The following is a 26,615-nucleotide window of genomic DNA, read 5'->3' as shown; positions in this document are numbered from 1 at the left end:
GAAATGGCCGGCCCCGGTTCCCACCCGGGGGCCGGCCATCGCGTCACGGTCCCTACGGCGTCACGACGTCACCGCCGAAGGTGACGACCAGGCGGCCGTCCGAGGCGAAGGACCAGTCCAGCCCGCCGGAGTAGCCGGCGCACCGGGAGCCGTTGGAGCCGGACCAGAACTGGTTCGAGCTGTCGGAGTTGCCCACGATCCTGTCGTTCGACCCGTCGTCGCTGCGGCACGAGGTGTTGTTGCGGAACACCGAACTGCCGTCGTCGAAGTTGAAGTTGCGCTCGGCGTTGTCGATGCTGACGTTGTTGGAGACGGTCATCGAGCCCGGGTTGCTGTTGTAGGTGAACCCGTGCTTGCCGTTGTCGTAGGCGATGCTGCGCCGGATGACGTGGTCGACCCCGATGTCCTCGCCGCCGAGCTTGTAGCCGTTGCGGTCGCCGTTGCCGGCCTGGCCGCCGTTGGAGAGGGTGCCGTTCTCGTAGGCGAGGGAGTCCTCGATGGTGACCGCGCCGATCGCGCCCGTGTCGTCCTTGGTGTAGAGGTCCCAGCCGTCGTCGATGTTGTTGTGGGCGACGGCGTAGCGGAAGACGTTGCCGGGTCCTGAGGTGAGTTTGGCGGCGAAGCCGTCGGCGTCCTCGCCGTCGGAGTCGGCGTTGTCGTGCGACTCCGCGCTCAGGACGAGGTTGTTGGACGGCCACTGGTCGCGGGGGGTGTCGGAGGTCATCCGGGAGAGCTGCAGGCCGGTGTCGCGGTTGTAGCGGGTCACGGTGCGCTCGAAGACGTTGTTGCTGCCGCCGACGAAGATGCCGTTGTCCCCGGCGCGTTCGACGACGATCCCCTTGACGTGCCAGTACGACCCGTTCACGGCGAGCCCGCGGTTCGACGAACTCTCGCTCTGGGCCGAGAAGTTCAGTACGGGCGTCTCGCCCGGGTAGGCGGCCAGCTCGGTCCGGTCGCCCGAGGTGCCGTTGTTGCCGGCCGGGATGGTGACCGTCTGGGAGTGGTTGTACGTGCCGCCGCGCAGGTAGATCGTGCCGCCGGGGGTGATGCGGTCGATCGCGGAGGTGAGCGTCGTCGGGTCGGACTGGGTGCCGGACGCGCCGGCGCTGCCGCCCGGTGCGACGTAGAGCGTGGAGCCGGTCGGCGGCGGGGTGGTCGTGTCGCCGCTCGTCTCCACGTCGATGTAGTCGAGGTTGGGCAGTCCGGCGGACGAGGTGGGCGTGAACCGGACGGTGTTGCCGCCCGACCGCACCGGCACGGTGAGCGTCTTCGTCGTCCAGCCCGTCCAGTCGCCGGTGTCCTCGAAGGAGGCGGACGCGACCGTGCTGCCGTTCACCACGATGTTCGCGGCGCGTGCGCTGCCGCTGCCGTTGGCGAAGCGCACCTGGACCGTCGCCGTGCCGTCGGCGGAGGCGCTCACGGTGAACTGGGCGTAGCCGCCGGTACCGTTGGTGCCGTTGCAGAAGCCGCTGCCGGAGTATCCGGCCCACTCGTTCTCGACGGCGCCGGTGCAGACCGCCGAGGACCCCTCGGCCTCGTACCGCACGGTGGCGGCCTGCGCGGGATTGCCGGACAACGCGACGAGCGTGCCGGCCAGCAGGCCGGCGCAGGCGAGGGCGGGTCTCAAGTGCATCGTTCGTCTCCAGGTTCGGTCGGCTGGTGGGACGAGTTCCTCGGTGCGTTCGAGTGCATGAACGCAGAAAGCGCTTTCCGGGACCGTAGGGGCCTGCCGTGGGCACGTCAAGAGCTTTGACGTTGAATCAGATTCACACTCATGAACATCCGGGGTGTGTCGCCGGCTGCTCGCACCGGACCGGGCCGACGGAGCGGGCGGCGTAGCCGCCCTCACGCCCGTGCGGCCGCCGGCGTGGGAGCCGGCGGCCGCACGGGCGGTGTGCGACGGGTCAGCCGCGGCCGAACATCCGGCGGCTGCTGCCGAGGTCCAGGAAGACGGTCTCGCCGGTGGAGTCGCTCAGGCCGTCGTTGTCGGTGACGGCGTAGACGCGGCCGTTGCCGGCCACGGTGAGGCCCTCCAGCTTCTCCTGCGTCCAGCCCTTCGTGGCCCGCAGGTCGGGCAGCACGTCGTGGGCGAGCCGCTTCGGCAGGACGGGGAGCGTGTCCGCCGGGGCGGCGGTCCTCGGCAGGGCGACCGTGTAGATCCGCTTGACCTTCGCGGCCGGGCCGTTCAGCTTGTCGCGCTCGACGACGGCGAGCCGGTCGCCGACCACCGTGATCTCGGACAGCCCGATCCAGTCGCCGGCCGTGGTGGTGGTGCCGAGCCGGTAGCCGTACCAGCTCCAGGTGCCGGCCCGGACGTCGTAGCGGCCGAGCCGGACGACACCCGCCGGGTCCGTCCTCACCTCGCGCTGGAGCGTGGCCCACACGATCTCGTGGCCACGGGCGTCGGTGGTGGCGGTGACGCCCTCGAAGCCCTGCGAGCCGAGACCCGCGGCGACGTCCGCCGGCAGCGGGACGACCTGCCGGGTGACACCGGAGCGGTCCAGGCGCACCAGCCGGTTCCCGGCGCCGGTCCTGCCCTCGACGGCCAGCCAGAAGCCGCCCCGCGGACGGGCGAAGATCCCCTCGGCGTCGTAACCGGCCGGGTTGCCGTCGGCGTCCTTGACGGTCAGCTCCCGCTTGACGACGGCCGGCTCGCGCTTCGCGTCGATCGTGAGGATGCGGGTCGTGGCGTACGCGGCGTCGGTGACGGTGTACAGCTCGTCGGAGCGGCCCGGCACGGCCGACAGCGCGCCGAGCGCGCCCCAGCCGATCGGCGCGCCGGCCGAGTCCTCATCCGAGACGAGGGACGGCTGTGCGGGCGTGCCCCTGCCCAGACGGAACAGGCTCACCGAGGCCCGCACGCCCGCCTCGGCGTCGTCCACCTCGCTGGAGACCGCGAGCAGGCCGCGCGACGGTATCGGCAGCAGCCCCTCGGGGCCGTTGGTCGTCGGCAGCACCTGCTCGAACACCGGCCGGGTGGGCCTGCTGATGTCGTACACGGCGACGAAGTTGCCGCGCTCGGAGCCGACGAAGGCGTACCGCACGCCGTCGTACGTGGCGATCGCCAGGCCCTCGGGTTCGGTGCCCTTGTTCTCGGCGCGGTCCTCGGCGAGGAGCCCGTGGCGGGCGGCGATGTGCTCGAAGGTGTTGCCCGCGTCCCAGACGACCTTCCCGGTGCGGCTGTCGAAGACGCTCCAGCCGCGCGTGCCGCCCTTCCAGTCGCCCTCGTTGGCGGTGGCCAGGTAGCGGTCGTCGATCCAGCCGACCGCGTCCGGCTCGCGCGGCACGTCGGTGATCGAGCCGGTCTGGTCGATGACGCCGTCCTCGACGGTGTCGATCCCGTCGACGGAGGCGGTGCCCGCGGTGAACGCCTTGGTGATCCGCCCGGTGGGCAGGTCGACGAGGGCGACGCCGTTGTTCTCCTGGAGGGTCACGGCGAGCTGTCCGCGACTGTTGACGGAGACGTACTCCGGCTCCGGGTCGGTGGGTCCGGCGATCCCGGCGGCGGCCAGTACGGGCAGCGCGGACCCGTCGGCCTTCGTCAGCGCGACCTTCCGGAGGTTCCACCCGGCCGGCGAGGACCCCTTCAGATCGACGATCTGTACGAACCCGGCGGGCGCCTGCGGCAGGTCCCCCTCCTCGCCGCCGGCCGGGGCGGCCTCCTCGTCGCGCTCGTTCTCGATCGCGACGGCGGCGTACCGCTTGTCCCTGCTCAGCGCGATCGAGTCGGGCTGCCCGCCGAGGTCGTGGCTGGCCACCCGGGTACGGGTGCGCAGCGAGATGACGTCGAGGCGGCCGGAGGGCTCGGTGTAGGAGGCACTGGTGTTCACCACCACCAGCACGTGACTCCCGACGACCGTCACGGACGTCGGCTCGTCCTCGGCGTCGCCCAGCGAGGCCAGGGACAGCGTGCCCAGGCCCTTGGGCCGGCCGGGGTCGCTGATGTCGAGGAAGCCGATCCGCCGGGCGACGGCGTCCGTGTAGACGAGCGTGCGGCCGTCCTCGCTGGTCGCCGAGATCTCGGCGACGGTCTCGGAGGCGGCGTCCTCACCGGCCGGACGGTTCTGGAAGACCGGGTAGGTCGCGGTGCGTTCGAACGCGGCCGGCCGGTGCCGGCCGTGGTCCGCGACCTTCCCGTGACCCGCGTGCGCCACGCCCGCGCCCGCCAGGGCGCCCGCGGTCACGGCCAGGGCCGCGAGCGCGGCGTGGGTTCTCTTCGGGAGCATCGTTCCTCCGGTGTGATCCACTGCGGAGCCGGATCGTCGCAGCCGGGGGCCAGCGCGGACGGATGTCCCGGTGAACAACGGACGAACACCGGGTACGTCGGAGGCGGTCCGGCGAGCGGACCGGTATCGCGGGCCGTCCCGGACCGAGGCCCTGTGACGTCCGTGTCGCCGCGGCGACGACTTCGCCTCCCGCCCTCGGTCGTCCACGCGACAGGACCACGCGCACGCGAGACGGGAGAACCCGGTGACCGACGCGGTGCGGAGTCCGGCGGGCTGTTTCCCCTCCATCGGCTCTGGGCCGGGCGCGGGCTGGGCCACGGCCGAGCCGACGCCCCGGTCGCCCGCACCCCGGCCGAGGGCGGCGGGAGCCGATCAGAGCGCCGGGGCCGGCACGGGGCGCCGGGCCCTGCGCAGGAACGGTGCCTCGACGGCGTAGTACGACAGCAGGGCCAGCAGGACGGTCAGTACGGCCGTGGCCGGCAGGAGTCCGTCCTCCATGCCGAGGGAGGCCAGCAGGCGTACGACGGGGTAGTGCCACAGGTAGATGCCGTAGCTCAGGTTGCGGCCCACCCAGGTCAGCGGCGTGAGTGAGAGCAGCCGGGAGGGTCCCTGGGCGGGGCGCAGTTCGAGGGCCGTGACCAGGGCGGCGGACAGGGCCGCCACCAGCAGGAACCCGACGGTGTACCAGCAGGCCGTCCAGGGGCCCGCGCCGGCGGTCACCGGCATCCGCCAGGCCGCCAGCGCCAGCAGGCCCAGCGCCGGCCAGGCCAGCCGGCCCGCCCAGGTGCGCAGGGCCGCCAGCCGGGGATCGTCGGCGCGCAGCCGCGCCAGGACCACGGCGACGAGGGCGCCGGCCAGCAGTTGGTCGGCGCGGGTGTCGGTGCCGTTGTAGATGCGGTGGACCGCGTCCGGCTGCCACAGGGCGAAGCGCCACAGCACGGGCAGCGCGCACAGGGCCGCCGTGCAGAGCAGCACCGTGCGGGCACGGGCGTACCGCAGCAGCACCAGCAGCACGAGCGGCCAGAACAGATAGAACTGCTCCTCCACCCCCAGCGACCAGGTGTGCGCGAGCGGCCCCATCATGTCGCCGTACGGCCCGGACTCCGTGGCCCGTACGACGTTGACCAGGAACAGCGCCGACAGCCCCGCCGCCGGCAGGGAGTTGTCGAAACCCCACAGCGAGGTGGTCGTCGACAGGATCGCGCAGACCGCGCACAGGGCCAGCAGCGCGGGGACGAGCCGCAGCCAGCGCCGCCGGTAGAAGGGGAGCAGGGCGACGCCGCCGGTGCGGGCGTACTCGGCGAGCAGCAGCCGGGTGATGACGAAGCCGCTGATGGTGAAGAAGAGGTCCACGGCGACCGAGCCGCCCGGCAGCGCGTCCGGGGCCACGTGGTAGACGAGCACCAGTGCGACCGCCACCGTCCGCAGCCCGTCCAGGCCGCTCACCCGACCGCTGCGCGCCACCGCGGACGGAAAGCCCCGGCCTCCCCCCGCGGCGGGTCTGAAGCGTCCGCGCGGCTCCGCCGCTTTCGTCCCCGTACCGGATCCTTCTGCTGTCGCCGGGCCCGCTTCCTGAGCCATGAACGAGATCGCTCCCTGCTGCCGACTACATGGGAGTAACTCGTTCCGCCTTTCCGGAAACCGCGGACGCATGCCTCTTCCGCACCCGATCACCGGGTCGGCGGAACGAAAACCACGGCCGCGGGCCCCGGTGCCTTGACGCCCGCGGCACGCCGGACCGCCCCGCCCGCCCGCCCCGCGGCCCGACGGCACCGCGGGAACCCGGGGCGGCGGGGGCCGGCGGATCCACGGTCGTGATCACCGCGGTGGCGACGTCCTCGGCAGGTGTCCGCGGCCGCTCCTTCGGGCTCCCGGTGCGCCGGGCCCGGGAACCGGTGCCCTCGCGCACCGCCTCGTCACGGGCGGCCGAGGGCGCGGTACTCCCAGCCGGCGGCACGCCACCGGGCGGGGTCGAGGGCGTGGCGTCCGTCGACGATGCGGCGGTGGTTCACGACGGCGCCCATGGCCTCCGGGGCGAGCTGGCGGAACTCGTTCCACTCGGTGAGCAGGACGACGACGTCGGCGCCGGCGGCGGCCGAGACCGCGTCGGTGCCGTAGCCGAGCTGCGGGTGGCTGCGCCGGGCGTTCTCGGTGGCGGCCGGGTCGACGACGGTGACGTGGGCGCCGAGCCGGTGCAGGGTGTTCGCCACGTCGAGGGCCGGGGCGTCGCGGATGTCGTCGGAGTTGGGCTTGAAGGCCGCTCCGAGGGCGGTCACCCGGACCCCGGTGAGGTCGCCGCCGGCGAGCTCGCGGACGAGGTCGACGGTACGGGCGCGGCGGCGCTTGTTGATGTCGTCCACCTGGCCCGCCTGGCCTCCATGGCCGACGCCACCGGTGTCGCGATCGTCGCCGTCGACCCCGCCTGCACCTCGAAGTGGGGCGCCCGGCACCGGCAGGAGCCACTGACGACCACCACCCGCAAGACCACCCGTCACGATGCGGCCGGCATCGCGATCGGACGACGCGCCCAGGGACGGTCCCGTCCGGCGTCGGACGGCACCGCCCCGTGCACACCTGAGCGATGTGCACGGGCACCGGACCGTCCAGGCCGGACCGGACACTCCTGAGCGTGAGGGACCCCGCCCCCGCCTTCCCGGACCACGGACACGATCCGTGCCGCCGGACACGGAGCGAACGCGGGCGACCAGGACACCCGGAACAGTTCGGGATGACCGCAGCGACCAGGAACGGGCACAAGACTCACTCATGCTCACTGACCGGGAACGGTGATCGGCAGGACCACTGCCGGCCGGTCGTAGAGGGCGGAGAGGCTGAGACGGATCGAAAACCAGCAGCACCCCGTGCGATCCGACTGAAGCCAACAGCGCGGATCCGTGCCCAAAAACGAGGTCAGAGCAGTATCGAGATGCGCTTCGCCTCCCCGTGAACGGGGGAGCACCGCGCAAGAACAGGGGCAGGCGGATGGCCACACACCTCCGAAGGTCCCGAGAACGCCACGATCCACCCCTCCGGGCAGTGACGTACCGCGGCCGTCGCGCACCGGGGATGTGACCTTCGTGTCCGTGACGGGAGGAATAAGCGCCGGGCGCGGTGCGTATTCCCAGGTCGCCGACGGGACGGAATTATCGATCACGCGGGACCGATCGCACCGTGCTAGTGTCGGTATCGGTTGCAGGTGTGGTTGCCAGCGGGTTCATTTCCTACGGGTTGATCATCACGGCGACACGGAATTCGCGCAGGGTGAATTCCCGATAACGCCTCCGAAGGAGAAATGACATGGCTACCGGTACTGTGAAGTGGTTCAACCCGGAAAAGGGCTTCGGTTTCATCGAGCAGGACGGCGGCGGCCCCGACGTCTTCGCCCACTACTCGAACATCGCCGCCCAGGGCTTCCGGGAGCTGCACGAGGGCCAGAAGGTGTCGTTCGACATCGCGCAGGGCCAGAAGGGCCCGACGGCCGAGAACATCGTTCCCGCCTGACACCGGCGCCGACGCGTACTTCGCAGCTGGGGCCCGCACCTCTGGGGTGCGGGCCCCGGCTCGCTGCGTTTCCGGGCACGTGACGGGGCGGCTCCACCACCTCACCGGCCGGTGACGTATCCTCCGTCGGCCTCTCCACCGGCCCGGCTCGGCCCCATCGACTTCGGCTCGTCTCGAGATTCTCTGCGCCGCCCATGTGCTGCGGGAATTCCTTGGTACGCGCCCCATCAAGGAAGGTTCCGCATGAAGCGTGCCCGCACGTCCCGCACCCATGACCGTTCCGGGGGAGGCCCCGGCTCCCCCCGCTCGGGCTCCCCCCGCTCCGGCGGCCCGCGCCGTTCCAAGGGTCACGGAGACCGGCAGGCCGGACGGGTCGTACAGGGCGAGTTCGCGCCGCCGGAGACGATCACGCCCGCACTGCCCGCCGTCGAGTCGTTCGCCGATCTCGACATGCCCGCGCGGCTGCTGGCCACGCTCGGCCGCGAAGGCGTGACCGCGCCGTTCCCGATCCAGGCGGCGACGCTGCCGAACTCCCTGGCCGGTCGTGACGTACTCGGCCGGGGCCGTACGGGCTCGGGCAAGACCCTCGCCTTCGGCCTCGCCGTACTGGCCCGTACGGCGGGACGGCGGGCCGAGCCGCGACGGCCGCTCGCCCTCGTCCTCGTCCCCACCCGCGAGCTCGCCCAGCAGGTCACCGACGCGCTCACCCCGTACGCCCGCTCCGTGGGCCTGCGGCCGGTCAGCGTCGTCGGCGGGATGTCCATCGGCCGGCAGGCCGGTGCGCTGCGCGCCGGGGCCGAGGTGGTCGTCGCGACGCCCGGACGGCTCAAGGACCTGATCGACCGGGGCGACTGCGTGCTGGACGACGTCGGCATCACGGTCCTCGACGAGGCCGACCAGATGACCGACATGGGCTTCATGCCCCAGGTCACCGCCCTGCTCGACCAGGTGCGCCCCGACGGACAGCGGATGCTCTTCTCGGCCACCCTGGACCGCAACGTCGACCGCCTGGTCCGCCGCTATCTGACCGACCCGGTGGTCCACTCCGTCGACCCGTCGGCGGGCGCCGTCACCACGATGGAGCACCACATACTCCACGTGCACGACGAGGACAAACACCGGACGACCACCGAGATCGCGGCGCGGGACGGCCGAGTGATCATGTTCCTCGACACCAAGCACGCGGTGAACCGGCTGACCAAGCACCTCCTGAGCAGCGGTGTCCGCGCCGCGGCCCTGCACGGCGGCAAGTCCCAGCCGCAGCGCACGCGGACCCTGGCCCAGTTCAAGAGCGGGGACGTGACGGTGCTGGTGGCGACCAACGTCGCCGCGCGCGGAATCCACGTCGACAACCTCGACCTGGTCGTCAACGTGGATCCGCCCAGTGACCACAAGGACTACCTGCACCGCGGCGGCCGTACGGCCCGCGCCGGGGAGTCCGGCAGCGTCGTCACCCTGGTGACGCCCGGTCAGCGCCGCGACATGAGCCGGCTGATGGCCTCGGCGGGCATCACCCCCCTGATCACCCAGGTACGTTCGGGCGAGGCGGAGCTGAGCCGCATCACAGGCGCCCAGGCCCCTTCCGGTGTCCCGGTCGTCATCGCCGCGCCGCCCGTGGAACGCCCCCGCGCCACGTCCTCCCCCTCCCGCAGCCGCCGAGGCCGCCGGGGCCGCGCCGGCCAGGGCCGCCCCGCCGGCGAAGAGGGCCGCCGCAGGACACCGCGACGCCCCGACTCCGGCCCGGCCGCCTAGAGCCGCCGGGACCGCGAACCCCCTGTCGTTCCGTTCTCCGCCGTCGCGGGAGGACAACAGGAGGACAGGCGGAAAACCGCGACAACAGAGACACCAGGGCCCTGCCGGCACGCGCCGGCAGGGCCCTCGTCGTCGTACCGCCGCCTCGTCGGCGGGAGTACCTCGCGAGCACGGTGCTCCGGCGCGAAGGGCCGGGCCGGCCGCGACGCCGTCCGGCGGGGCGGGGGCGTCATGGATGGGGTTCCCCTGCCCGGTGGTGAGGTGCAAGCTGGAAAGGAGAGGCCGCCTCGTCATCCCGGGCGCGGGCCCGGGACACGCGGTCTCGCCGCTCCGAGTGGGCCCCCTGGGGCCCGGCAGGAGGGAAGCGAGATGACAGAGCAGGTCACCACCGGTACGCGCTGGCACCTGGCCGGCGACTGGTTCGACGTGTGCAAGTGCGCCATACCGTGTCCCTGTACGTTCGCCCAGCCCCCGACCTACGGCGACTGCGAAGGCGTACTGGTCTGGCACATCCGGGAAGGCAGCTTCGGCGACGTGCGGCTCGACGGTCTCAACGTCCTGATGCTCGGCTCCTTCACCGGCAACCCCTGGGCCGGCACGCACACCGACCCGTACGCCGCGGTCTTCCTCGACGAACGGGCCGACGAGCGGCAGCGCGCCGCGCTCGGGGCCGTCTTCGGCGGTGAGGCGGGCGGATGGCCCGCGCAGTTCGGGGAGATGTTCCACCCCGAGATGCGCGGCACGGACGTCGCTCCCGTCCACGTGGAGATCGACGAGGACCTCGCGACGTGGCGGGCGGAGATCCCCGGCCGGGTCACGGCCACGGCCGAGGCGCTCACCGGCCCGACGACGCCGGACGGCGCACGGGTCCAGGTGCACAACGCGCCGGGCTCCGAGGTCGGGCCGGGCCAGGTGGCCACCTGGGGCCGGGCCACCACCGACCGCGCCGACGCCTTCGGCTTCTCCTGGGAACGCTCGGGGAAGTCGAGCAAGCACTTCCGGTTCGACTGGAGCGGGCCGGAGTAAAGGACCGGGGCGGCTCACTCACATGCCGGGCATCGGGGACATCGTTCCCGCCAGGCCGGGCAGCAGCCAGTCCTGGAACGGGGCGAGCACGGCCAGGACGAGGAACGCCACGCCCACGACCCGGGCGAGCAGCGGACCGCGGGACCACAGCTTCTCCACGAAGATCACCACGGCCAGTCCCGCCATCGCCGCCACGTTCATCACGCCGAGCGGGACCAGGACGGCCATCAGTCCCGCACAGCAGCCGACGCAGTAGGCGCCGTGGTGGACGCCCACCCGCAGGTCGCGGGCCGGCCGGCGGAACGCGGCGTACCGCACGAGCTGGCCCATGGGGTCGCGGCAGTGCCGCAGACAGACGTTCTTGAGGGGGCCGAGCTGGTACAGGCCCGCGAGCAGGAAGGCCACCGCGCCGATCCAGCGTCCCGCGGTCGGACGGTCGTCCACCAGGTCGCCGGTGAGGGCCAGGGCCGCGTAGGCGAGGACCCCGAAGGCGGTCCACACGAGCAGATACCCGCCCAAGAACTCGGCGGTGCGCGCGGCCCGCGCCCGGCCGGAGGACCGCCGGCCGATCCCCCGCACCCAGGTGAGGGCCACCGGTGCCATGGACGGCAGCATCATGGCCGCCGTCATCGTCACCCACAGCAGCAGGAACAGCGGCAGCGCCATCCCCATCGTGCCGGGCCCGACGCCCATGTCCCGGGCCTGCCCGATGGTGAGAACCCAGGCGGGCACCGCGATCAGGACGACCAGGAACCAGGCGACCGCGAACTCCCGGACCGGCAGCAGGCCCCCGCCCGCCCCGGTCGGCGCGGCCGGCCGGGCGGGAGTGAGGGGGGAAGTCCGGCTGTGGCGCATCGGTGTGTACTCCTGCCGCTGTCTCCAGGACAGCACGCATCCCCACGCGCCGCGACCTCACGCCGCGCGGCCGGGGAAGCGCGAAGAGCCCGTCGCGTCAGGCGGGGAGCCGGGCGGACCACCGGGGCGGGACGTCGCTCGCCGGGCAGAGGCCCGAGTCACCGGGGCGGCCGGCCGGCGTCCCCCGCGTCGCGAAGAACCACCATGCCGGCCAGACCGTCACGGCGACCACCGGCAGCGCCGGCAGGAGGACCCGGAGCGCCGCCGTCGCCACGCGCGGCGCCGGACGCCGGCCGACCGCCCACGGCGGCTCCGAAGAGCGCGGAGCCCGCCCCGGTCAGGCAGGAGCGGGAACGCGGCGCGTCCGGTGCTGTGTCCGCGCCACGACACAACACCGGACGCTCCCTCACGTACCGCCCCGCCGTGTTCAGGCCGCCGGCCTGAGCGGGGTGACCGGGGCGGCCGGCTCGTGGACCAGGGCGCGGCGGCGGCTCGGAACGCCGAGGGTCGGGTTGGCCACGCCCCAGGCCGCGCCCTTGCAGACCAGTTCCTTGTAGAGGGCGGCGAGGCGTCCGGTCAGGGCCACGTCGACGGAGCGGTCGTCGGCGGTGACGTACTGGATCAGGCCCTCCTTGCGGCCCAGCGAGATGCACTGGTTGAAGTAGCGCATCGGCGTGTTCGGGAGCTTGCCGCCGGTCAGGCGGGCCGCGATGGTGTCGGCGGCCTGCCAGGCGGTGGGGACACCCGAGGCGCACGACATCCGCAGCGGCTTGTCGCCGGGCCCCTGCACCAGTGCCGCGTCGCCGATGGCGTACACCTCCGGGTGCGAGAGGGAGCGCATGGTGCCGTCGACCACGATCCGGCCGGTGCCGGTGGTCTCCAGGGTGGTGGCCCCGGCGAGCGGGTGGACGGCGAAGCCGGTGGTCCACAGGGTGACCGCGGCCGGGAGGGAGCGGCCGTCGGCGGTGGTGACGTGGTCGGCCCCGACGGCGGTGACGGACGTCTGTTCGTGCACCGTGATGCCGAGCCCGTCGACGACCTTGCGCAGGTGCCGGCGGCCCTTGGCGGAGAGCCAGTCGCCGAGTTCGCCGCGGGCGGCGAGGGAGACGTCGAGGTCCGGGCGGGACTCGGCGATCTCGGTCGCGGCCTCCAGGCCGGTGAGTCCGCCGCCGACCACGACCACGGACCGCCCCGCGTCCAGGCCGGCCAGGCGCTCGCGCAGCCGGAGGGCGCCGGGGCGGCTCGCGATCTCGTGGGCGTGTTCGGCGGCGCCGGGGACGCCTCGGGTGTCCCAGCCGCTGCCGAGGGCGTACACGAGGGTGTCGTACGTCAGTCGCTCGCTTCCCCCGGTGTCGTCGGTGACGGTGACCGTCCTGCGGTCGGCGTCCACGCCCGTCACCTTCGCGACCACCGGTTCCACGCCGGTGCCCGCGAACATCTCGCCGAGGGGGCGGGGCCTGAGCTCCTGGCCCACCGCGAGCTGGTGCATGCGGACGCGTTCGACGAAGTCGGGCTCGGCGTTGACGAGGGTGATCGCGACGTCTTCGCGGCGCAGCCGCTTGGCCAGGCGCCCGGCGGCGACGGCTCCGGCGTATCCGGCTCCGAGGACGATGATGCGGTGCTGCATTTCCCTGCTCCTGTCGTCGGCTCTTCGGCGGGTCGCCCCTTGAACCGGGCGGCCCGCCGTTTCCTGACAGGAGCGGGAAGTGACGTGCGTCACATGATGCTCAGAAGGCGGTGAGCAGGGGTTCTCCGTGGTCGGTGCCCGCCCAGAGCCGGGTCGCGCGTTCCAGCTTGTCGGGGTTCACCTGGTTGCGGATCGCGGTGATGCCCTCGGGGGTGACCGCGAAGCACATGATGCCGACGATCCGTCCGTCGAGGACCGCCACCAGGGCGGGGTCGCCGTTGGCGGTCGTGGCGTAGACGCCGGGCGAGCCGCCCACGATGTCGCGCTTGGCCTTGCCCGGCTTGAACAGGCCCCGCATGAACGTCGCGACCGCGAGCGCGCCCTCGAACGCCTTGGCTCGGGCCGGGACCTTCCCGCCGCCGTCGCCGACCGCGACGGCGTCCTGGGTGAGCAGCCGTACGAGCGGCTCGGTCCGGCCGCTGGTGGCGGCGGCGAGGAACTCGTCGACGACCCGCCGGGCGGCGGCCTCGTCGATCTCGGTACGGGCCTTGCCGTCCGCGACGTGCTTCCTGGCCCGGTGGAAGATCTGCTGGCTGGCGGCCTCGGTGAGGTCGAGGATCCCGGCGATCTCCCGGTGCGGGTAGTCGAAGGCCTCCCGCAGCACGTACACCGCCCGCTCGTTGGGGGAGAGGCGTTCCAGCAGGACGAGGACGGCGTACGAGACCGACTCGCGCTGTTCGGCGGTGTCGGCGGGGCCGAGCATCCGGTCGCCGGCGAGCAGCGGCTCGGGGAGCCACTCGCCCACGTAGGTCTCGCGCCGGGCGCGGGCCGAGGTGAGCTGGTTGAGGCACAGGTTGGTGAGCACCTTCGTCAGCCAGGCCTCGGGGACCTCGATGCGGCCGGTGTCGGCGGCCTGCCAGCGCAGGAACGTCTCCTGCACGGCGTCCTCGGCCTCGCTCGCGGAGCCGAGGAGGCGGTAGCCGATGGCCTCCAGACGGGGCCTGGAAGCCTCGAACCGGTCCACGTCCTTCACGGTCAGGGCCATGCTCCGGATCCTAGCCCGGCCGGGGTCCCGGGGGCGCGGGCGGCGGCTCCGGACGCCCGCCGGGGCTCCGGACGCCCGCCGGGACTCCTGCGGAGAGCGCCCGGCGTTCCCGCCGGGGACGAACGCGCCCCGAGGCCGCTCCGACGCGCACCGGAGAGACGCACACCGGCGCGAGGTCGTCGTGTCTTTGCGATCGGGCACGGCGAACCGGGCCGAGGCGGCCGCTCTCAGGCCCTCCGGGGAAACACGGGGAACCGGCCGCGCGTTGTCGCGGAATTCGGTGATGAGGAGTGCGCCGTCGCTCGAGGCGATTTCCCTCCCCGAAGCCCGCGCACACATCGACGGGATGGGAATCCAGGTCCGTGATCCCGGGGTTCGTCTCCGGAACGGCTGAGGAGGGGCGGGCTCGCGCGCCGCGCATCGCATTCATACGAATTCGGACCGGGACGCCTCCGGAACGGCGCGGCCCTTCCGGTGAACCACGTCCGGGCGTGGCCGTACCCGCGACCGGCGTGCGGCGCGCGGGGCTTGCGCCGGCGCCGCCCCCCGCCTCGTACCGGTGACGGCCCGTCACCCGGCGTGCGGAAGCGGGAAGATGCCCTCCGCATCGCGCCGCCGCCTCCCGCGTCGGCACCCACGGCAGTCGGGGCGCCGACGACGTCGAGCGAGGCCGCGGCGGCGACGGCTCGGCGGAAAACCGCCGTCGCCGTGCCCTTTCCGCCCCCGGCCGGCCGGCGGGACCACCGTCATCGAGACACCAGGATTTCCGCATTCCATAAGCGAATTATCGATTCGGCTTCGTTCCTTGCTCCCCATCCGTCCCTGGTGAATCTGTCGTCCGGCAAGAATAATCCGAGCAAGCCGAATTCACGTCAAGCGGTGCGATCGATGTTTTTTGGACTTTGCCTTCCGGGGAAAACGGGAAACCGTTTCTCCATCTCTACGATCGCAAGCTATGACCGACATTCCACGGGAAAACTCGGCCACCCGTGCGCGCTGGCAGACCTGTCTCCGACTTGCCCGCGAACTCCTTCTCGTCGGCCCGGACGACAAGGACCTCAAGCTCGACTACCTCCACGCCCTGATCGACACGGGCCACCTCGGCCCCACCCACCACCCGCGCAAGAAGATCCTGATCGTCGGCGCCGGCATCACCGGCCTCGTCGCCGGCCGCCTGCTCAAGGACGCCGGCCACGACGTCACGATCCTCGAGGCCAACACCGGCCGCGTCGGCGGGCGCATCAAGACCTTCCGCGCCACCGAGCACCACCAGCCCTTCACCGACCCCGCCCAGTACGCCGAGGCGGGCGCCATGCGGCTGCCCGACTTCCATCCGCTCGTCCTCGCCCTCGTCGACAAACTCGGGCTCGGCCGCCGCCAGTTCTACAACGTGGACGTGGACCCCTCCACCGGCAGCGGCCCCGACGTCCCCGTCCCCCCGGTCACGTACACGTCCTTCACCGGCCGGACCTGGACCTACGGCGACGACAGCCCCGACTTCCGCGAGCCCGACAAGCGTGGCAACTCCTGGATCCGCGCCAACCGGGTCCAGGTGCGGCGGGCCGACTACACCACCGGTCCCGAACGGATCAACGAGGAATTCCACCTCACCGACGACGAGGTCCGCGCCCCCGTGGTGAAGATGGTCGACGACGCGCTGGAGAGCGTGCGCGACTACTACTCCGACATCGTCGACGGAAAGCGCGTCGACAAACCCTTCGACGAGTGGGTCGAGGGCTGGGCCCGGGTGATCCGCGACTTCGACGGCTACTCGATGGGTGGCTTCCTGCGCGACCACGCCGGGCTCAGCGACGAGGCGATCGAGGCCGTCGGAACGCTGGAGAACATGTCCTCCCGGCTGCACCTCTCCTTCTTCCACAGCTTCCTGAGCCGCAGCGACATCAACCCAGCCGTCCGCTACTGGGAGATCCCCGGCGGCAGCTGGCGCCTGCCGCACGCCCTGCACCAGGGCCTGCGCGACGAGGTGCGCTTCGGCCACCGCATGGTCCGTCTCGAGTACCACGACCCCAGCCGCGACGCCGATCCCGAGGGCACCGGCGCCGTCGGTCCCGACGGCTGGGGCGTGGCCGTACAGACCGTCGCCGAGGACGACCCCCAGGCCCCGCCGCGGCTGTGGACCGCGGACCTGGCGATCGTCACCGTCCCGTTCTCCGCGCTGCGCTTCGTGGAGATCGTCCCCTCGATGTCGTACAAGAAGCGCCGCGCGATCATCGAGACGCACTACGACCAGGCCACCAAGGTGCTGCTGGAGTTCAGCCACCGGTGGTGGGAGTTCACCGAGGACGACTGGCGCAGTGAGCTGGAGAACATCGCACCGGGTTTGTACGCGTACTACCGGCACAGCGCCGGGGCGGACACCGCGCCCCGCGTCACCCTCCCCGATCCGCAGGCCGGCCTGCTCGGCGCCGCGGTCAAGGACAACGGCGTCACCGAGGAGATGCGGCAGATCGACAGCACCCTGCCGCTGCGCGGCCCCGCCGTCCGCCCCGCCACCCACTGCTTCGGCGGGGGCTCCGCCGCCGACAACCCCAACCGGTTCATGTACTACCCGTCGCACCGGGTCGAGGGCAGCACCGGCGGCGTCGTCCTCGCCTCGTACTGCTGGTCCGACGACGCCGCGCGCTGGGACTCCATGCCCGACGCCGAGCGCTACGTCTACGCCCTGCGCAACCTCCAGGCCCTGCACGGCCGCCGCATCGAGGTGTTCTTCAGCGGCCGGGGCGCCACCCAGAGCTGGGCCCGCGACCCGTACGCCTTCGGCGAGGCCGCCATCTACACCCCGCACCAGATGACCAGCTTCCACCTGGACGTCTCCCGGCCCGAGGGCCCCGTGCACTTCGCAGGGGAGCACACCTCCCTCAAGCACGCCTGGATCGAGGGCGCCCTGGAGAGCGCCGTCCGCGCCGCCGTCGCCGTCCACCGGGCCCCGCCGGTCACCACCCCGGGCCCGGACCGGGAGGAGCACACGTCATGACCTCGGTCGACCCCGGGTGCACGGTCGCCCGCTACCTCGCCCTGCGCCTGGCCGAGCTGGGCATCACCCACCTCTTCGGCGTCCCCGGCAACCACCTCGGCCCGTTCCTGACCGCCCTGCGCGCCGAGGGCGACATCGAATGGGTCGGCACCCCCACCGAGGGCGGTGCCGGCCAGGCCGCCGACGCCTACGCCCGCATCCACGGCATCGGCGCCGCCGCCGTCACCTACAGCGTGGGCGCGTTCAACCTGCTCAACGCCTGCGGCGGCGCCTACGTCGAGCAGGTCCCGCTCGTCGCCGTCAACGCCTCCCCGCCCTACGAGCAGTGGCAGAACCAGCGCGCCCTCGGCCTGCTGACCTCCCACATGAGCCCGCGCACGGAGAGCAACCTGGACGTCTACCGGCAGGTCACCGCGGACGCGCGGGTCATCTCCCACCCGGGCCTCGCCCCCGGCCAGATCGACGCCGCGCTCACCGCGTGCCTGACCGAGCTCAAGCCGGTCTACCTGGAGGTCATGGAGGACCTGTGGGACGAGCCCTGTGCCGAACCCGAGGCGCCGATCGTCCCCCGCGAACGGCCGCTCGGCGCCCGCGGCCGCACGATGCTGGACGACGCCGTGCACGCGATCCTCACCCTGATCGAGGAGCACCCCGGCCCGGACGGCAGGCCCCGCCCGATCGTGTGGGCCGGCGAGGAGACCGACCGGTTCCGCCTCGGCGGGCAGCTCACCGACCTGGTGGAGGCCACCGGGGTGCCGTACTGCACCACCGTCGGCGCCAAGGCCGTACTCGACGAGGACCAGCCGCATTTCCACGGCGTCTACAACGGCCACGCCAGCCATCCGGACGTGCACCGGATCTTCAAGGAGTGGGCCACCTGCCGGATCGGGCTCGGCGCCTGGTCCACGTCGAAGAACCTCGGCGGCGAGCAGTCCGTCGGCACCGACTGGGTGATGGCCGCGCACGGTGGTGTCAGCGTCGGCACCTCCTACTTCCCCGACGTACAGCTCGGACAGCTGCTGCCCGCCCTCCAGGACGCGCTGGTCAAGGCCTACGGCTCCGGCGGGCTGACCGCCGACTACTACGCCGAGGCCCACGCCCACCACGGAGCGCCCGAGCACCGCCCCGCCACCCTGGAACACCACCGGGCCTCACTCCGTCTCACCGGCTCGGCGGCCCGGCACTCCGGACGCCTCACCTACGACGGCGTGTTCGACCGGATCAACCACTTCCTGGGCGAGGAGACCCGGGAGGACTGGACGGTCGTCTCCGACGCCGCGTTCTCCCTCATCGGCTCGATGAACCTGTCGCTGCCCGCGGGCGGGTTCCTGTCCCAGGTCAGCTGGCTGTCCATCGGCTGGTCGGTCGGCGCGGCGACCGGCGCCGCGCTCGCCCCCGAACGCGCGCCCGCCCGTCCGATGGTGTTCGTCGGCGACGGCGCCTTCCAGGAGACCTGCCAGGAGATCTCCACCCACACCCGGCTCGGGCTGCGGTCGGTGGTGTTCGTCATGGACAACGGGCACTTCTACGGCATCGAGCAGATGCTGGTCCACCCGTCCTACTACGCCGGACAGGACCGGCCCGAGCCGGACTTCTACAACGTCCTCCACCCGTGGCACTACGACCGCCTCGCGGACGTGTTCGCCGGCCGGGACACCCCGGCGCACGGGGTCCACGTCACGGACACCGCCGAGCTGGACGCCCTGCTGGCCCGCCTCACCGACCCCGCCGACCCGGTCAACGCCGGACCGCTGCTGGTCCGCGTCCGCCTGCACCGGCACGACTACCCGCGGGCGATGGCGTACAAGGTGCCGAAGCCCGGCACGACCGCCTGACGGGCCGCCCGGCCCGCCAGGGAGCAGAGAGCACGACCCGTATCCGAAAGGGGCAGGACATGGCCGAGCTCAACGTGCTGATCGCGTTCGACGCGGCGACGATCGTCGAACGCAACCCCGGCGCGTCGAAGAACCCCGACGCGCCGACCTACGTCGACCACAGCCTGATCTACATGACCACCCGTCAGGACCACATCATCGGCACGTCGGGTGCCGAGCTGAACCTCCGGGCCGAGCCCGGGGACAGCGTCAAGTGGCGGGAGACGACGCTGTCGCTCGGCAGCGACTACACGGCACTCCTGTACCGGTACGTGAGCGACGACAGCGGGCACGTGCTCATCAGGACGCCGGAGATCGAGGTGGTAGACGGCGTCTACCCGATGCCGCGGGAGGGGAGCGAGGGCAGCCCGGCGTTCACGACCCAGGAGTACGAGGACCACTACTGGCGGACGACGGTCAAGCGGACCGGCAAGGTCACCTACCACTTCTTCTTCCAGATCCTGGACCACCACCGCAACCTGAAGGGGTACTTCCAGTGGGACCCCTTCATCACCATCGAGCGGCCCTGACGGCCCCCGGGTGAACGCCGGTCCCTCCGTGAGGTGGCGGTCGCGGAGGGACCGAGGGCTCAGCGCACCGGGAAGCCGAAGGTGTAGCCCTGCTCCTCGAGCCAGGGCAGGACGCGGCGCAGGGCTTCGACGGTCTGGGCGCGGTCGCCGCCCGCGTCGTGGAAGAGGACGGTCGGCCCGTTGGCGATCTCCCGCTGGACGGTGGCGACGATGGCGTCGGCGCCCGGCTGCTCGAAGTCCTTGGTGTCCACGTTCCAGCCCAGCGGGCGCATGCCCCGGGAGGCGGCCAGTTCGCGGCTGTAGGGGGTGAAGGCCCCGCCGGGGGCGCGGTAGTACATCGACCGTACGCCCCCCGACGCCTCGATGATCATGCGTTCGGCGTCGAGGATCTCCTTCTTCTGGTAGGCCTCGGGCTTCTTGTCCATCGTGACGTCGTGCGACACCGTGTGATTGCACAGCCGGTGCCCGGCCGCGACGACCTCCTTCACGAGGTCCGGGTGGGCCTGGGCCTGGATCCCCGTCACGCAGAACGTGGCCTTCACCCCGTACTCACGCAGGATGTCGAGGACTTGGGGGGTCCACGCGGGGTCGGGGCCGTCGTCGATGGTGATGTTGACGCCGCGCGCCCCCGCCTCCGAGGCGTGCGCGATGCTCACGTCGACCTGCTCGGAGTCACCGCCCGGCGCGGCGGACGCGGTCGCCTTCGGCGACGGACCGCTCACGGGGTCGGCCTGCGCGGTCCACACCGAGGCGCCGACGGCGAGCACCGTCACCCCGAGCGCCGCCCCGACCAGCTTGCCGTACCAGCCCCGCCCGCCGCCGTGCCGTGCCATGTCCGCCCCGCCCTCGCGTAGTTGTCCGTCGGGCCCCGGCCACCCCGAACCCACCTGACATGACGGGGTCCGGTGCCCTCGGGATGCGTCCGTTACCGATCACGGACAATGCCGGGGGAGTTCGCGGACAACTCGACGAGCGGCGGCCGCAGGGGGCCGGCCTGTGGTGCGTACGCACCAGGACACGGGGGCGGCCGGTCCGGGCGCACCGGGGGAGGACGGCGGCCGCTGCACCGAGCTGTACCGGACACAGTCCGAGCAGCGGGAGAGCGGGGCGCCGGGGACCGTCGCGGCCGCGGGGGAGATCGTGGCGTAGGGGAGGGCGGGCGTTCCGGGAGGTCCTTGCCCGCAGGACGGGCCCACCGGGGGCGGTGCGGCCCATGCCGCGCGGTGACCGGACCTGGCGCACCCCCTACCCGGGTATCACCGCGTCCTGGCTCCCTGGTGTGACGCCCCGGCGCCCACCGCGTCGCTACCTTCTCGTCTCCCCACGGACGAGACAGAGGGAGACGGATGGATGCGCCGCCCCAGGACGTTGCCGACCACCGCCGTAGTGACCACGCGTGCCGGCAGTACACGGCGAAGCCCGCCTCCGCCGCACCCCGAGAACGCCACCGCGCGACAAGCCCCGCCGACTCCGCCCGGCGGTCGCGCGTCTCCTGACGCCGTCCCGCGGCACCTAGGCTGGTGTCCATGACCCCAGTGGAGGAGGAACGTCCGCGCGCGCTGCTCGCGGGGGCCTCACGGCCGTGGGTGCGGGTGCTGCCGTGGGCTCTGGCGTTCGTGCTGTGCGTCGCCCTGCTGCCCACCACCATCGTGGTCCTCACCGCCGACTACGGCCTGAACGGAGGCGTCGCCGGCGGGTTGGCCGTCGCGCAGGCCGCGCCGCTGCTGCTCGCCGTCGTACGGCCGCTGCAGGCCTGGTGCGTGGTCTTCGTCGCGGACGTGGCCGGGGCGCTGGCCCTGCTCGCCGTCGACTTCGAGGAGCGGCTGCTGTGGCCGTTCCCGCCCATGGAACTCGTCGGGTACGTCGCCCTCTGCCTCGCCCTGGGGCTGCGCGAGCGGCGCCGGACGCTGGTGCTGGTGTGGCTCGCCACGGCAGGTGCGAATGTCGGCCTGGGGTTCGTCGCGCCGCACGGCTTCGGGGCCGAGGAGTCGCTGTTCACCATCCTCGGCGGCGTCGCGCTCCTGCTGGGCGGCGTGCTGCGCGAGCGGTACGAGGTGCAGCGCAGGCTGGTCGAGCAGGAGACGATCAGCGAGGCCGAGCGCGGCCGGCGGACGCTGCTGGAGGAGCGCGCCCGGATCGCGCGCGAGCTGCACGACGTGGTGGCGCACCACATGTCCGTCATCACGGTGCAGGCGGACACCGCGGAGTACCGCCTCGACAGGCTGCCGCCGGACGTACGGGAGGAGTTCACGTCCATCGCGGCGACCGCGCGGGAGTCGCTCGGCGAGATGCGCCGCCTCCTCGGTGTGCTGCGGAACGAGGAGGCGCACGGCGAGCTCGTGCCCCAGCCGGGCCTGACGCAGATCGGGCAGCTGGTGGAGGCGACGGCGAGGACCGTCGGACCGGTGGAGTTCACCCCCTGCGACGTCGAGGTGTCCGAGGCGGTCGGCCTGTCCGCGTACCGGATCGTCCAGGAGGCCCTCGCGAACATCGTGCGACACGCGCCGGGTGCCCGCACGCAGGTGTCTCTGTCGGTGACGGAGCCCGATCCGCGGTGCGGTGCGCGGCTCACCGTCCTGGTCGTCAACGGACCTCCGCCCCAGCCGCCCGACGGGCCGCTCGAGGCGGGCGGCACCGGGCACGGGCTCGTCGGCATGCGCGAGCGGGTGCGGCTCGTCGGCGGCAGCCTCGACACGGGGCCGCTGCCGGACGGCGGCTTCCGGGTCGCCGCCCGACTTCCTCTGAACTCCCTCGACTGAAAAGGACTTCACGTGACGACGCGCGTCATCATCGTCGACGACCAGGCCATGGTGCGGGCCGGCTTCGCCGCGCTGCTGGCCGCCCAGAGCGACATCGACGTGGTGGGCGAGGCCCCCGACGGCGCGCAGGGCGTCGAGCTGAGCCGGCGTACCCACCCGGACGTCGTGCTGATGGACGTGCGGATGCCCGAGATGGACGGGCTGGAGGCCGCACGCCGCATCCTGGAGCCGGCACCCGGTGGCGGGGGCGCCTCCCACGCCCTTCAGGCAGTGGGGGAACACCGGCCGCGCGTGCTGATGCTCACCACGTTCGACGTCGACGACTACGTCTACGAGGCGCTCCGGGCGGGCGCGAGCGGCTTCCTGCTCAAGGACGCGCCGCCGGCCGACCTCATCGCGGCGGTCCGCGTCGTGGCCTCGGGCGACGCTCTGCTCGCCCCCTCCGTGACGCGCCGCCTCATCGCGGACTTCGCCAAACAGCGCCCCGCCGCCCGGGGCAAGCCCGCGCTGCGGCTCAAAGGCCTGACGGAACGCGAGACCGAGGTCCTCACCCTGGTGGCCCGCGGCCAGTCGAACGGGGAGATCGCGCAGACGCTGGTGCTGGCCGAGCAGACGGTGAAGACGCACGTCAGCCGCGTCCTCACCAAACTCGACCTGCGCGACCGCGCCCAGGCGGTGGTCTTCGCCTACGAGTCGGGGCTGGTGGCCCCGGGCGAGTAGGACCCCCCGCCCCTCCTCCATCCCCTACCGCGGTAGCACCCCCACATTGGCTCCCCGGTATGACGCCCGGCACACAGCCGTCCCCGCACTCTTCACCCGTCACAGAAAGCGCGCGTACGAGGGAGACGGGACATGAGGCCACGCAGGGACAAGCGACAGAAGGCGGACAGCCGGCCGGAGGCGGACAACCGGCCCGAGGTCCCGGCCGCCACGCCCGGTCTCGCCGTCGAACTGCGCGACGTCCGGCGGCAGTACGGCCGCGGGGCGGGCACGGTGCACGCCCTGGCGGGCGTCGACCTCGCCCTGCCGCGCGGCACGTTCACCGCGGTCATGGGCCCGTCCGGGTCCGGCAAGTCCACCTTCCTGCAGTGCGCCGCCGGGCTCGACCGGCCGACCGCGGGATCCGTGCGCCTCGGCGGCACGGAGATCACCGGCATGAGCGAGAACGAGCTCACCGAGCTGCGCCGCAGCCGGCTCGGCTTCGTCTTCCAGGCGTTCAACCTGCTGCCGTCGCTGACCGTGGAGCAGAACGTCCTGCTCCCGATGCGCCTGGCCGGGCAGCGCCAGGACCGGCGCCGGGCGCAGGCGGTGCTCGCCCAGGTCGGGCTCGCCGACAAGGCGAAGCGCCGGCCCGGAGAGCTCTCCGGCGGCCAGCAGCAGCGCGTGGCCGTCGCCCGTGCCCTGGTCACCAGCCCCGACGTGATCTTCGCGGACGAACCCACCGGCGCCCTCGACACCGGCACCGCCGCCGAGGTCCTCGGCCTGCTGCGCAACGCCGTGGACGCTCTGGGCGCCACCGTCGTCATGGTCACCCACGACCCGGCCGCGGCCGCCTGGGCCGACCGTGTGCTGTTCCTCGCCGACGGCTCCTTCGCCGACCACCTCGAGCGCGGTTCGGCGGAGCAGATCGCGGCACGGATGGCCGTGCTCACCTCGCGCGCCTCCCGCGCCGGTGCGATGGCGGGGGTGGCGGCATGAGGCGCCCCAACGGACTCGCCCGTGAGGCCGTCCGCTTCAAGCCCGCGTCCTTCGCGGGGACCTTCCTCGCGCTGCTGATGTCCGCACTGATCGTCTCGGCCTGCGGAATCCTGCTCGAGACCGGCCTGCGCGCCTCCGTGCCGCCGGAACGGTACGCGAACGCGCCGGTCGTCGCGGCGGCGGACCAGAACAAGTACGTCGTCACCGGCAGCGGCGAGGACCGCGAGAAGGAGGCGACGCCCCTGCCGGACACGGCACGGATGGACGCCGGGCTGGCGGCGAAGGCCGCCGGGGCGCCGGGTGCGGCCGCCGCCGTCGCGGACTTCACCTTCCCGGTGCGCGCGACGGACGACGGCGCCGGCTCCGGCGCCCGTGCACTGACCGTTCCGGGCGGTGTGCTCACCGCGCACGGATGGGGCTCGCACACCTTCACCGGCACCTCGCTGACCACCGGCTCCGCGCCCCGCGAAGGGGAAGTCGTGCTCGACGCGGGCACGGCCCGTGCCGCGCACACCGCGGTCGGCGACACCGTCGTGCTGGAGACCGCCGCCGGGCAGCAGGACTTCCGCGTCGCGGGCCTCGCCGAGGCCGGCCCCGCGGAGACCGCCCGCGACGCCGGCGAGGCGGGCGCCCTGGCCTGGTTCGCCGACGCCCAGGCCCCCGTGCTCGCCGGGCATCCCGGCAAGGCCGACGCCGTCGTCGTGCTGGCGGAGGACGGCACCGGCGCCGACGCCCTCGCCGGCGCCGTGAAGCAGGCCCTGGCCGGCACCGGCGTCCAGGTCCACACCGGTGACGACCGCGGTGCCGTCGAGGACCCGGGCCTCGGGTACGCCAAGGTGACGCTCTTCGGAATCGGCGGCTCCTTCGGCGGCATCGCCGCCATCGTCGCCGTCTTCACCGCCGCCGGAACCGTCGCGCTCTCGGTCGGTCAGCGGGCCCGCGAATTCGCCCTGCTGCGCGCCGTCGGCGCCACCCCGCGGCAGGTCCGCCGCGCGGTCGCCTCCGAAGCACTGCTCGTCGCGCCGCTCGCCGGGATCATCGGCTGCCTGCCCGGCATCGGGCTCGCGCACTGGTGGTTCGGGCAGCTCCAGGACCGGGGCGCCGTCCCGCAAGCCGTGGACCTGCACGTCTCCGGGCTCCCGCTGCTCGCCGCCGTCGTCATGGGGCTGCTCACCGCGCTCGGCGCAGGCTGGACGGCCGGGCGCCGGCCCGCGAGGATCAAGCCCGGACAGGCGCTGTCCGAGGCGTCCGTGGAGCGGCTGCGGCCCGGCCCGGTCCGCACCCTTCTCGGCGTCGGCGCCCTCGTCGGAGGCGCGATCCTTACCGGGGTGTCCGCCCGCTCCGCCGGAGACGACGCGGCCGGCGCCGCCCTCGGCGTCGTCATGCTCTTCATGCTCGCCGTCGGGCTGCTCGGCCCGCTGGTGGCCCGGCTGTGCGCCGGCCTGTTCGGCCTCCCGCTGCGCGGCGCGGGCCCGGCGGCCGGGCTCGCGGCCGCCAACTCCCGCACCAACGCCCGCCGCCTCGCCTCCGCGATCACCCCGATCGTGCTCGCCGTGGCCTTCTCCTCGACCCTCGTGTTCATGCACACGAGCGAGACCCACGCCGCCGACAAGCAGCTGCGCGCGGGCATCACCGCGGACCACGTGGTGACGGACCCGGCCGGGCTCCCGGTGGACGCGGCGGCACGCGCCGCCCGCGCGCCGGGCGTCGAGGCGGCCGTCGGGCTGCTGAACACGCAGGTGCTCGTGCCGACCGGCTCCGGCGAGTTCAAGGCGCTCCAGGGCGCGGCCACCCAGGGCGTCACCGGCTCCGGCGCCGAGCTGGCGAAGGTGCAGGACCTGGACGTACGCGACGGCAGCCTCGACCGGCTCGGCGAGGGCCGCATCGCCATCGACAGGACCCTGGCGACCTCGGCGGACGCCGGCGTCGGCGACCGGCTCCCGCTCTACCTCCCCGACGGGACGGAGGTCAGCCCCGAGATCGTCGCGGTCTACGGCCGCGGCCTCGGCCTGGCCACGGTGACCATGGACCGGGCGTCCCTGGCCGGGCACGTCACCTCGGGCTTCGACAGCACGCTTTTGGTACGGGGCGGCTCGGAGAAGTCGCTCACCGCCCTGGGCGAGGTCACCGACGCCTCCGGCTACGCCACCGAGCGGAACCGCGACGCGAGGCTGGGCGCCTGGATGAACAACACCATGGCCGCGGTCCTCGGCGGGTTCGCCGCCGTCGCCGCGGTCAACACCCTGGTGATGACGGTCCTGGACCGCCGCCGCGAGCTGGGCACGCTGCGCCTCGTCGGCTCCACCCGGCGTCAGGTGATGACGATGCTCCGCTGGGAGGGCCTGCTGGTCGCCGCGGTGGGCCTGGTCCTCGGCTCCGCGATCGCCGCGGCCACGCTGATTCCGATGATGAACGGCGTGACCGGTGACATGCCCTACGTGCCCCCGCTGATGTACGGATCCTTCGCGGTCTCCGTCGGCGGCCTGGCCCTGCTCGCGGTCACGCTGCCGGCCCGGGCCGCGCTGCGCCGCTGGTCCTAGCCCGTCCGGGGCGGCAGCCGGCACCGCGTCGGCCCCCGTACCCGGCTTCCATCCCGTACCCGGCTTCCACCCCGTACCGGCTCCCGCCCCGTACCGGCTCCCACCTCGTACCGGCTCCCGTCTCTCGGACCGCGGAGCAGCGCACACCGTGCCGCGGCGGCCCTTGCCCACGTCCGGCACGAGCCGC

18 protein-coding genes and 2 pseudogenes are annotated in these 26,615 nt (G+C 73.1%); 12 read left to right on the top strand and 8 right to left on the bottom strand.

All coding sequences use genetic code 11. From position 1 onward, the window contains the following. Positions 1 to 52 precede the first annotated feature (52 nt). From AMK33_RS14440 to AMK33_RS41380, 4 genes and pseudogenes are all read right to left on the bottom strand, one after another. Entirely contained in the window at positions 53 to 1,633 is a 1,581-nt protein-coding gene (locus tag AMK33_RS14440) for a carbohydrate-binding protein (RefSeq protein WP_073933209.1), read from the bottom strand. Positions 1,634 to 1,904: 271 nt separating this feature from the next. Next, positions 1,905 to 4,226, bottom strand: a complete 2,322-nt coding sequence (locus AMK33_RS14435; RefSeq protein WP_073933208.1) for an esterase-like activity of phytase family protein — start codon at positions 4,224 to 4,226, stop codon at positions 1,905 to 1,907. A gap of 372 nt (positions 4,227 to 4,598) precedes the next feature. Beyond that, on the bottom strand, positions 4,599 to 5,690 hold the full coding sequence (locus AMK33_RS14430) for an acyltransferase family protein (protein WP_235618099.1): 1,092 nt from the start codon (positions 5,688 to 5,690) through the stop codon (positions 4,599 to 4,601). A gap of 452 nt (positions 5,691 to 6,142) precedes the next feature. Continuing rightward, positions 6,143 to 6,589, bottom strand: a pseudogene (locus AMK33_RS41380) (UDP binding domain-containing protein); the annotation flags it as partial. Between AMK33_RS41380 and AMK33_RS43810 the strand changes: the two are divergent. From AMK33_RS43810 to AMK33_RS14405, 4 genes and pseudogenes are all read left to right on the top strand, one after another. Beyond that, positions 6,590 to 7,016 (top strand): annotated as a pseudogene (locus AMK33_RS43810) (IS200/IS605 family accessory protein TnpB-related protein); the annotation flags it as partial. Between the two features lie 507 nt (positions 7,017 to 7,523). Continuing rightward, the gene (locus tag AMK33_RS14415; RefSeq protein WP_030856788.1) at positions 7,524 to 7,727 is read left to right on the top strand and encodes a cold-shock protein; all 204 of its coding nucleotides are present in this window, start codon (positions 7,524 to 7,526) and stop codon (positions 7,725 to 7,727) included. 243 nt (positions 7,728 to 7,970) lie between these two features. After that, positions 7,971 to 9,479 (top strand): DEAD/DEAH box helicase, encoded by a 1,509-nt coding sequence (locus AMK33_RS14410; protein WP_073933207.1) that lies wholly within the window; start codon positions 7,971 to 7,973, stop codon positions 9,477 to 9,479. Positions 9,480 to 9,848: 369 nt separating this feature from the next. Then, entirely contained in the window at positions 9,849 to 10,505 is a 657-nt protein-coding gene (locus AMK33_RS14405) for a DUF1326 domain-containing protein (protein WP_073933206.1), read from the top strand. An 18-nt stretch (positions 10,506 to 10,523) separates the two neighbouring features. Here AMK33_RS14405 and AMK33_RS14400 read toward each other — a convergent pair whose 3' ends face one another. The 3 genes from AMK33_RS14400 to sigJ all read right to left on the bottom strand — a co-directional run bounded on the left by AMK33_RS14400 (position 10,524) and on the right by sigJ (position 14,032). Next, the gene (locus tag AMK33_RS14400) at positions 10,524 to 11,360 is read right to left on the bottom strand and encodes a DUF2182 domain-containing protein (RefSeq protein ID WP_073933205.1); all 837 of its coding nucleotides are present in this window, start codon (positions 11,358 to 11,360) and stop codon (positions 10,524 to 10,526) included. A 427-nt stretch (positions 11,361 to 11,787) separates the two neighbouring features. Beyond that, positions 11,788 to 12,987 (bottom strand): NAD(P)/FAD-dependent oxidoreductase, encoded by a 1,200-nt coding sequence (locus AMK33_RS14395; RefSeq protein ID WP_073933204.1) that lies wholly within the window; start codon positions 12,985 to 12,987, stop codon positions 11,788 to 11,790. A 100-nt stretch (positions 12,988 to 13,087) separates the two neighbouring features. Next, entirely contained in the window at positions 13,088 to 14,032 is a 945-nt protein-coding gene (gene sigJ / locus AMK33_RS14390) for an RNA polymerase sigma factor SigJ (protein ID WP_073933203.1), read from the bottom strand. A gap of 955 nt (positions 14,033 to 14,987) precedes the next feature. On the opposite strand from sigJ, the gene AMK33_RS14385 reads away from it, so the two are divergent. From AMK33_RS14385 to AMK33_RS14375, 3 genes are read left to right on the top strand one after another with little or no spacing between them, the layout of a single operon-like run. Then, positions 14,988 to 17,027 carry a flavin monoamine oxidase family protein gene (locus AMK33_RS14385; protein WP_073933202.1) on the top strand — a complete coding sequence of 680 codons (2,040 nt, stop codon included), beginning with the start codon at positions 14,988 to 14,990 and terminating at the stop codon, positions 17,025 to 17,027. After that, positions 17,024 to 18,862: an alpha-keto acid decarboxylase family protein gene (locus tag AMK33_RS14380; protein ID WP_073933201.1), complete on the top strand. Its 1,839-nt coding sequence runs from the start codon at positions 17,024 to 17,026 to the stop codon at positions 18,860 to 18,862. The genes AMK33_RS14385 and AMK33_RS14380 overlap by 4 nt, the downstream gene beginning before the upstream one ends. Before the next feature lie 59 nt (positions 18,863 to 18,921). After that, entirely contained in the window at positions 18,922 to 19,431 is a 510-nt protein-coding gene (locus AMK33_RS14375; protein ID WP_073933200.1) for an inclusion body family protein, read from the top strand. A 59-nt stretch (positions 19,432 to 19,490) separates the two neighbouring features. Here AMK33_RS14375 and AMK33_RS14370 read toward each other — a convergent pair whose 3' ends face one another. After that, entirely contained in the window at positions 19,491 to 20,264 is a 774-nt protein-coding gene (locus AMK33_RS14370; RefSeq protein WP_073933199.1) for a polysaccharide deacetylase family protein, read from the bottom strand. 163 nt (positions 20,265 to 20,427) lie between these two features. On the opposite strand from AMK33_RS14370, the gene AMK33_RS42440 reads away from it, so the two are divergent. The 5 genes from AMK33_RS42440 (at position 20,428) to AMK33_RS14350 (ending at position 26,428) form a co-directional block, all read left to right on the top strand. Continuing rightward, positions 20,428 to 20,580: a hypothetical protein gene (locus AMK33_RS42440; protein ID WP_158075123.1), complete on the top strand. Its 153-nt coding sequence runs from the start codon at positions 20,428 to 20,430 to the stop codon at positions 20,578 to 20,580. Positions 20,581 to 20,957: 377 nt separating this feature from the next. Then, the gene (locus AMK33_RS14365; protein WP_201263024.1) at positions 20,958 to 22,190 is read left to right on the top strand and encodes a sensor histidine kinase; all 1,233 of its coding nucleotides are present in this window, start codon (positions 20,958 to 20,960) and stop codon (positions 22,188 to 22,190) included. Between the two features lie 12 nt (positions 22,191 to 22,202). Continuing rightward, on the top strand, positions 22,203 to 22,910 hold the full coding sequence (locus AMK33_RS14360; protein WP_073933197.1) for a response regulator: 708 nt from the start codon (positions 22,203 to 22,205) through the stop codon (positions 22,908 to 22,910). Positions 22,911 to 23,042: 132 nt separating this feature from the next. Next, entirely contained in the window at positions 23,043 to 23,888 is an 846-nt protein-coding gene (locus tag AMK33_RS14355; RefSeq protein WP_073933196.1) for an ABC transporter ATP-binding protein, read from the top strand. Next, entirely contained in the window at positions 23,885 to 26,428 is a 2,544-nt protein-coding gene (locus AMK33_RS14350; protein ID WP_073933195.1) for an FtsX-like permease family protein, read from the top strand. The genes AMK33_RS14355 and AMK33_RS14350 overlap by 4 nt, the downstream gene beginning before the upstream one ends. Positions 26,429 to 26,615 lie beyond the last annotated feature (187 nt).

Origin of the sequence: Streptomyces sp. CB02400 (assembly GCF_001905725.1) — a bacterium.
Lineage (GTDB): Bacteria > Actinomycetota > Actinomycetes > Streptomycetales > Streptomycetaceae > Streptomyces > Streptomyces atrovirens.
Note: the sequence above shows the minus strand (reverse complement) of the source record. Positions and strands in the feature narration are given on the sequence as shown.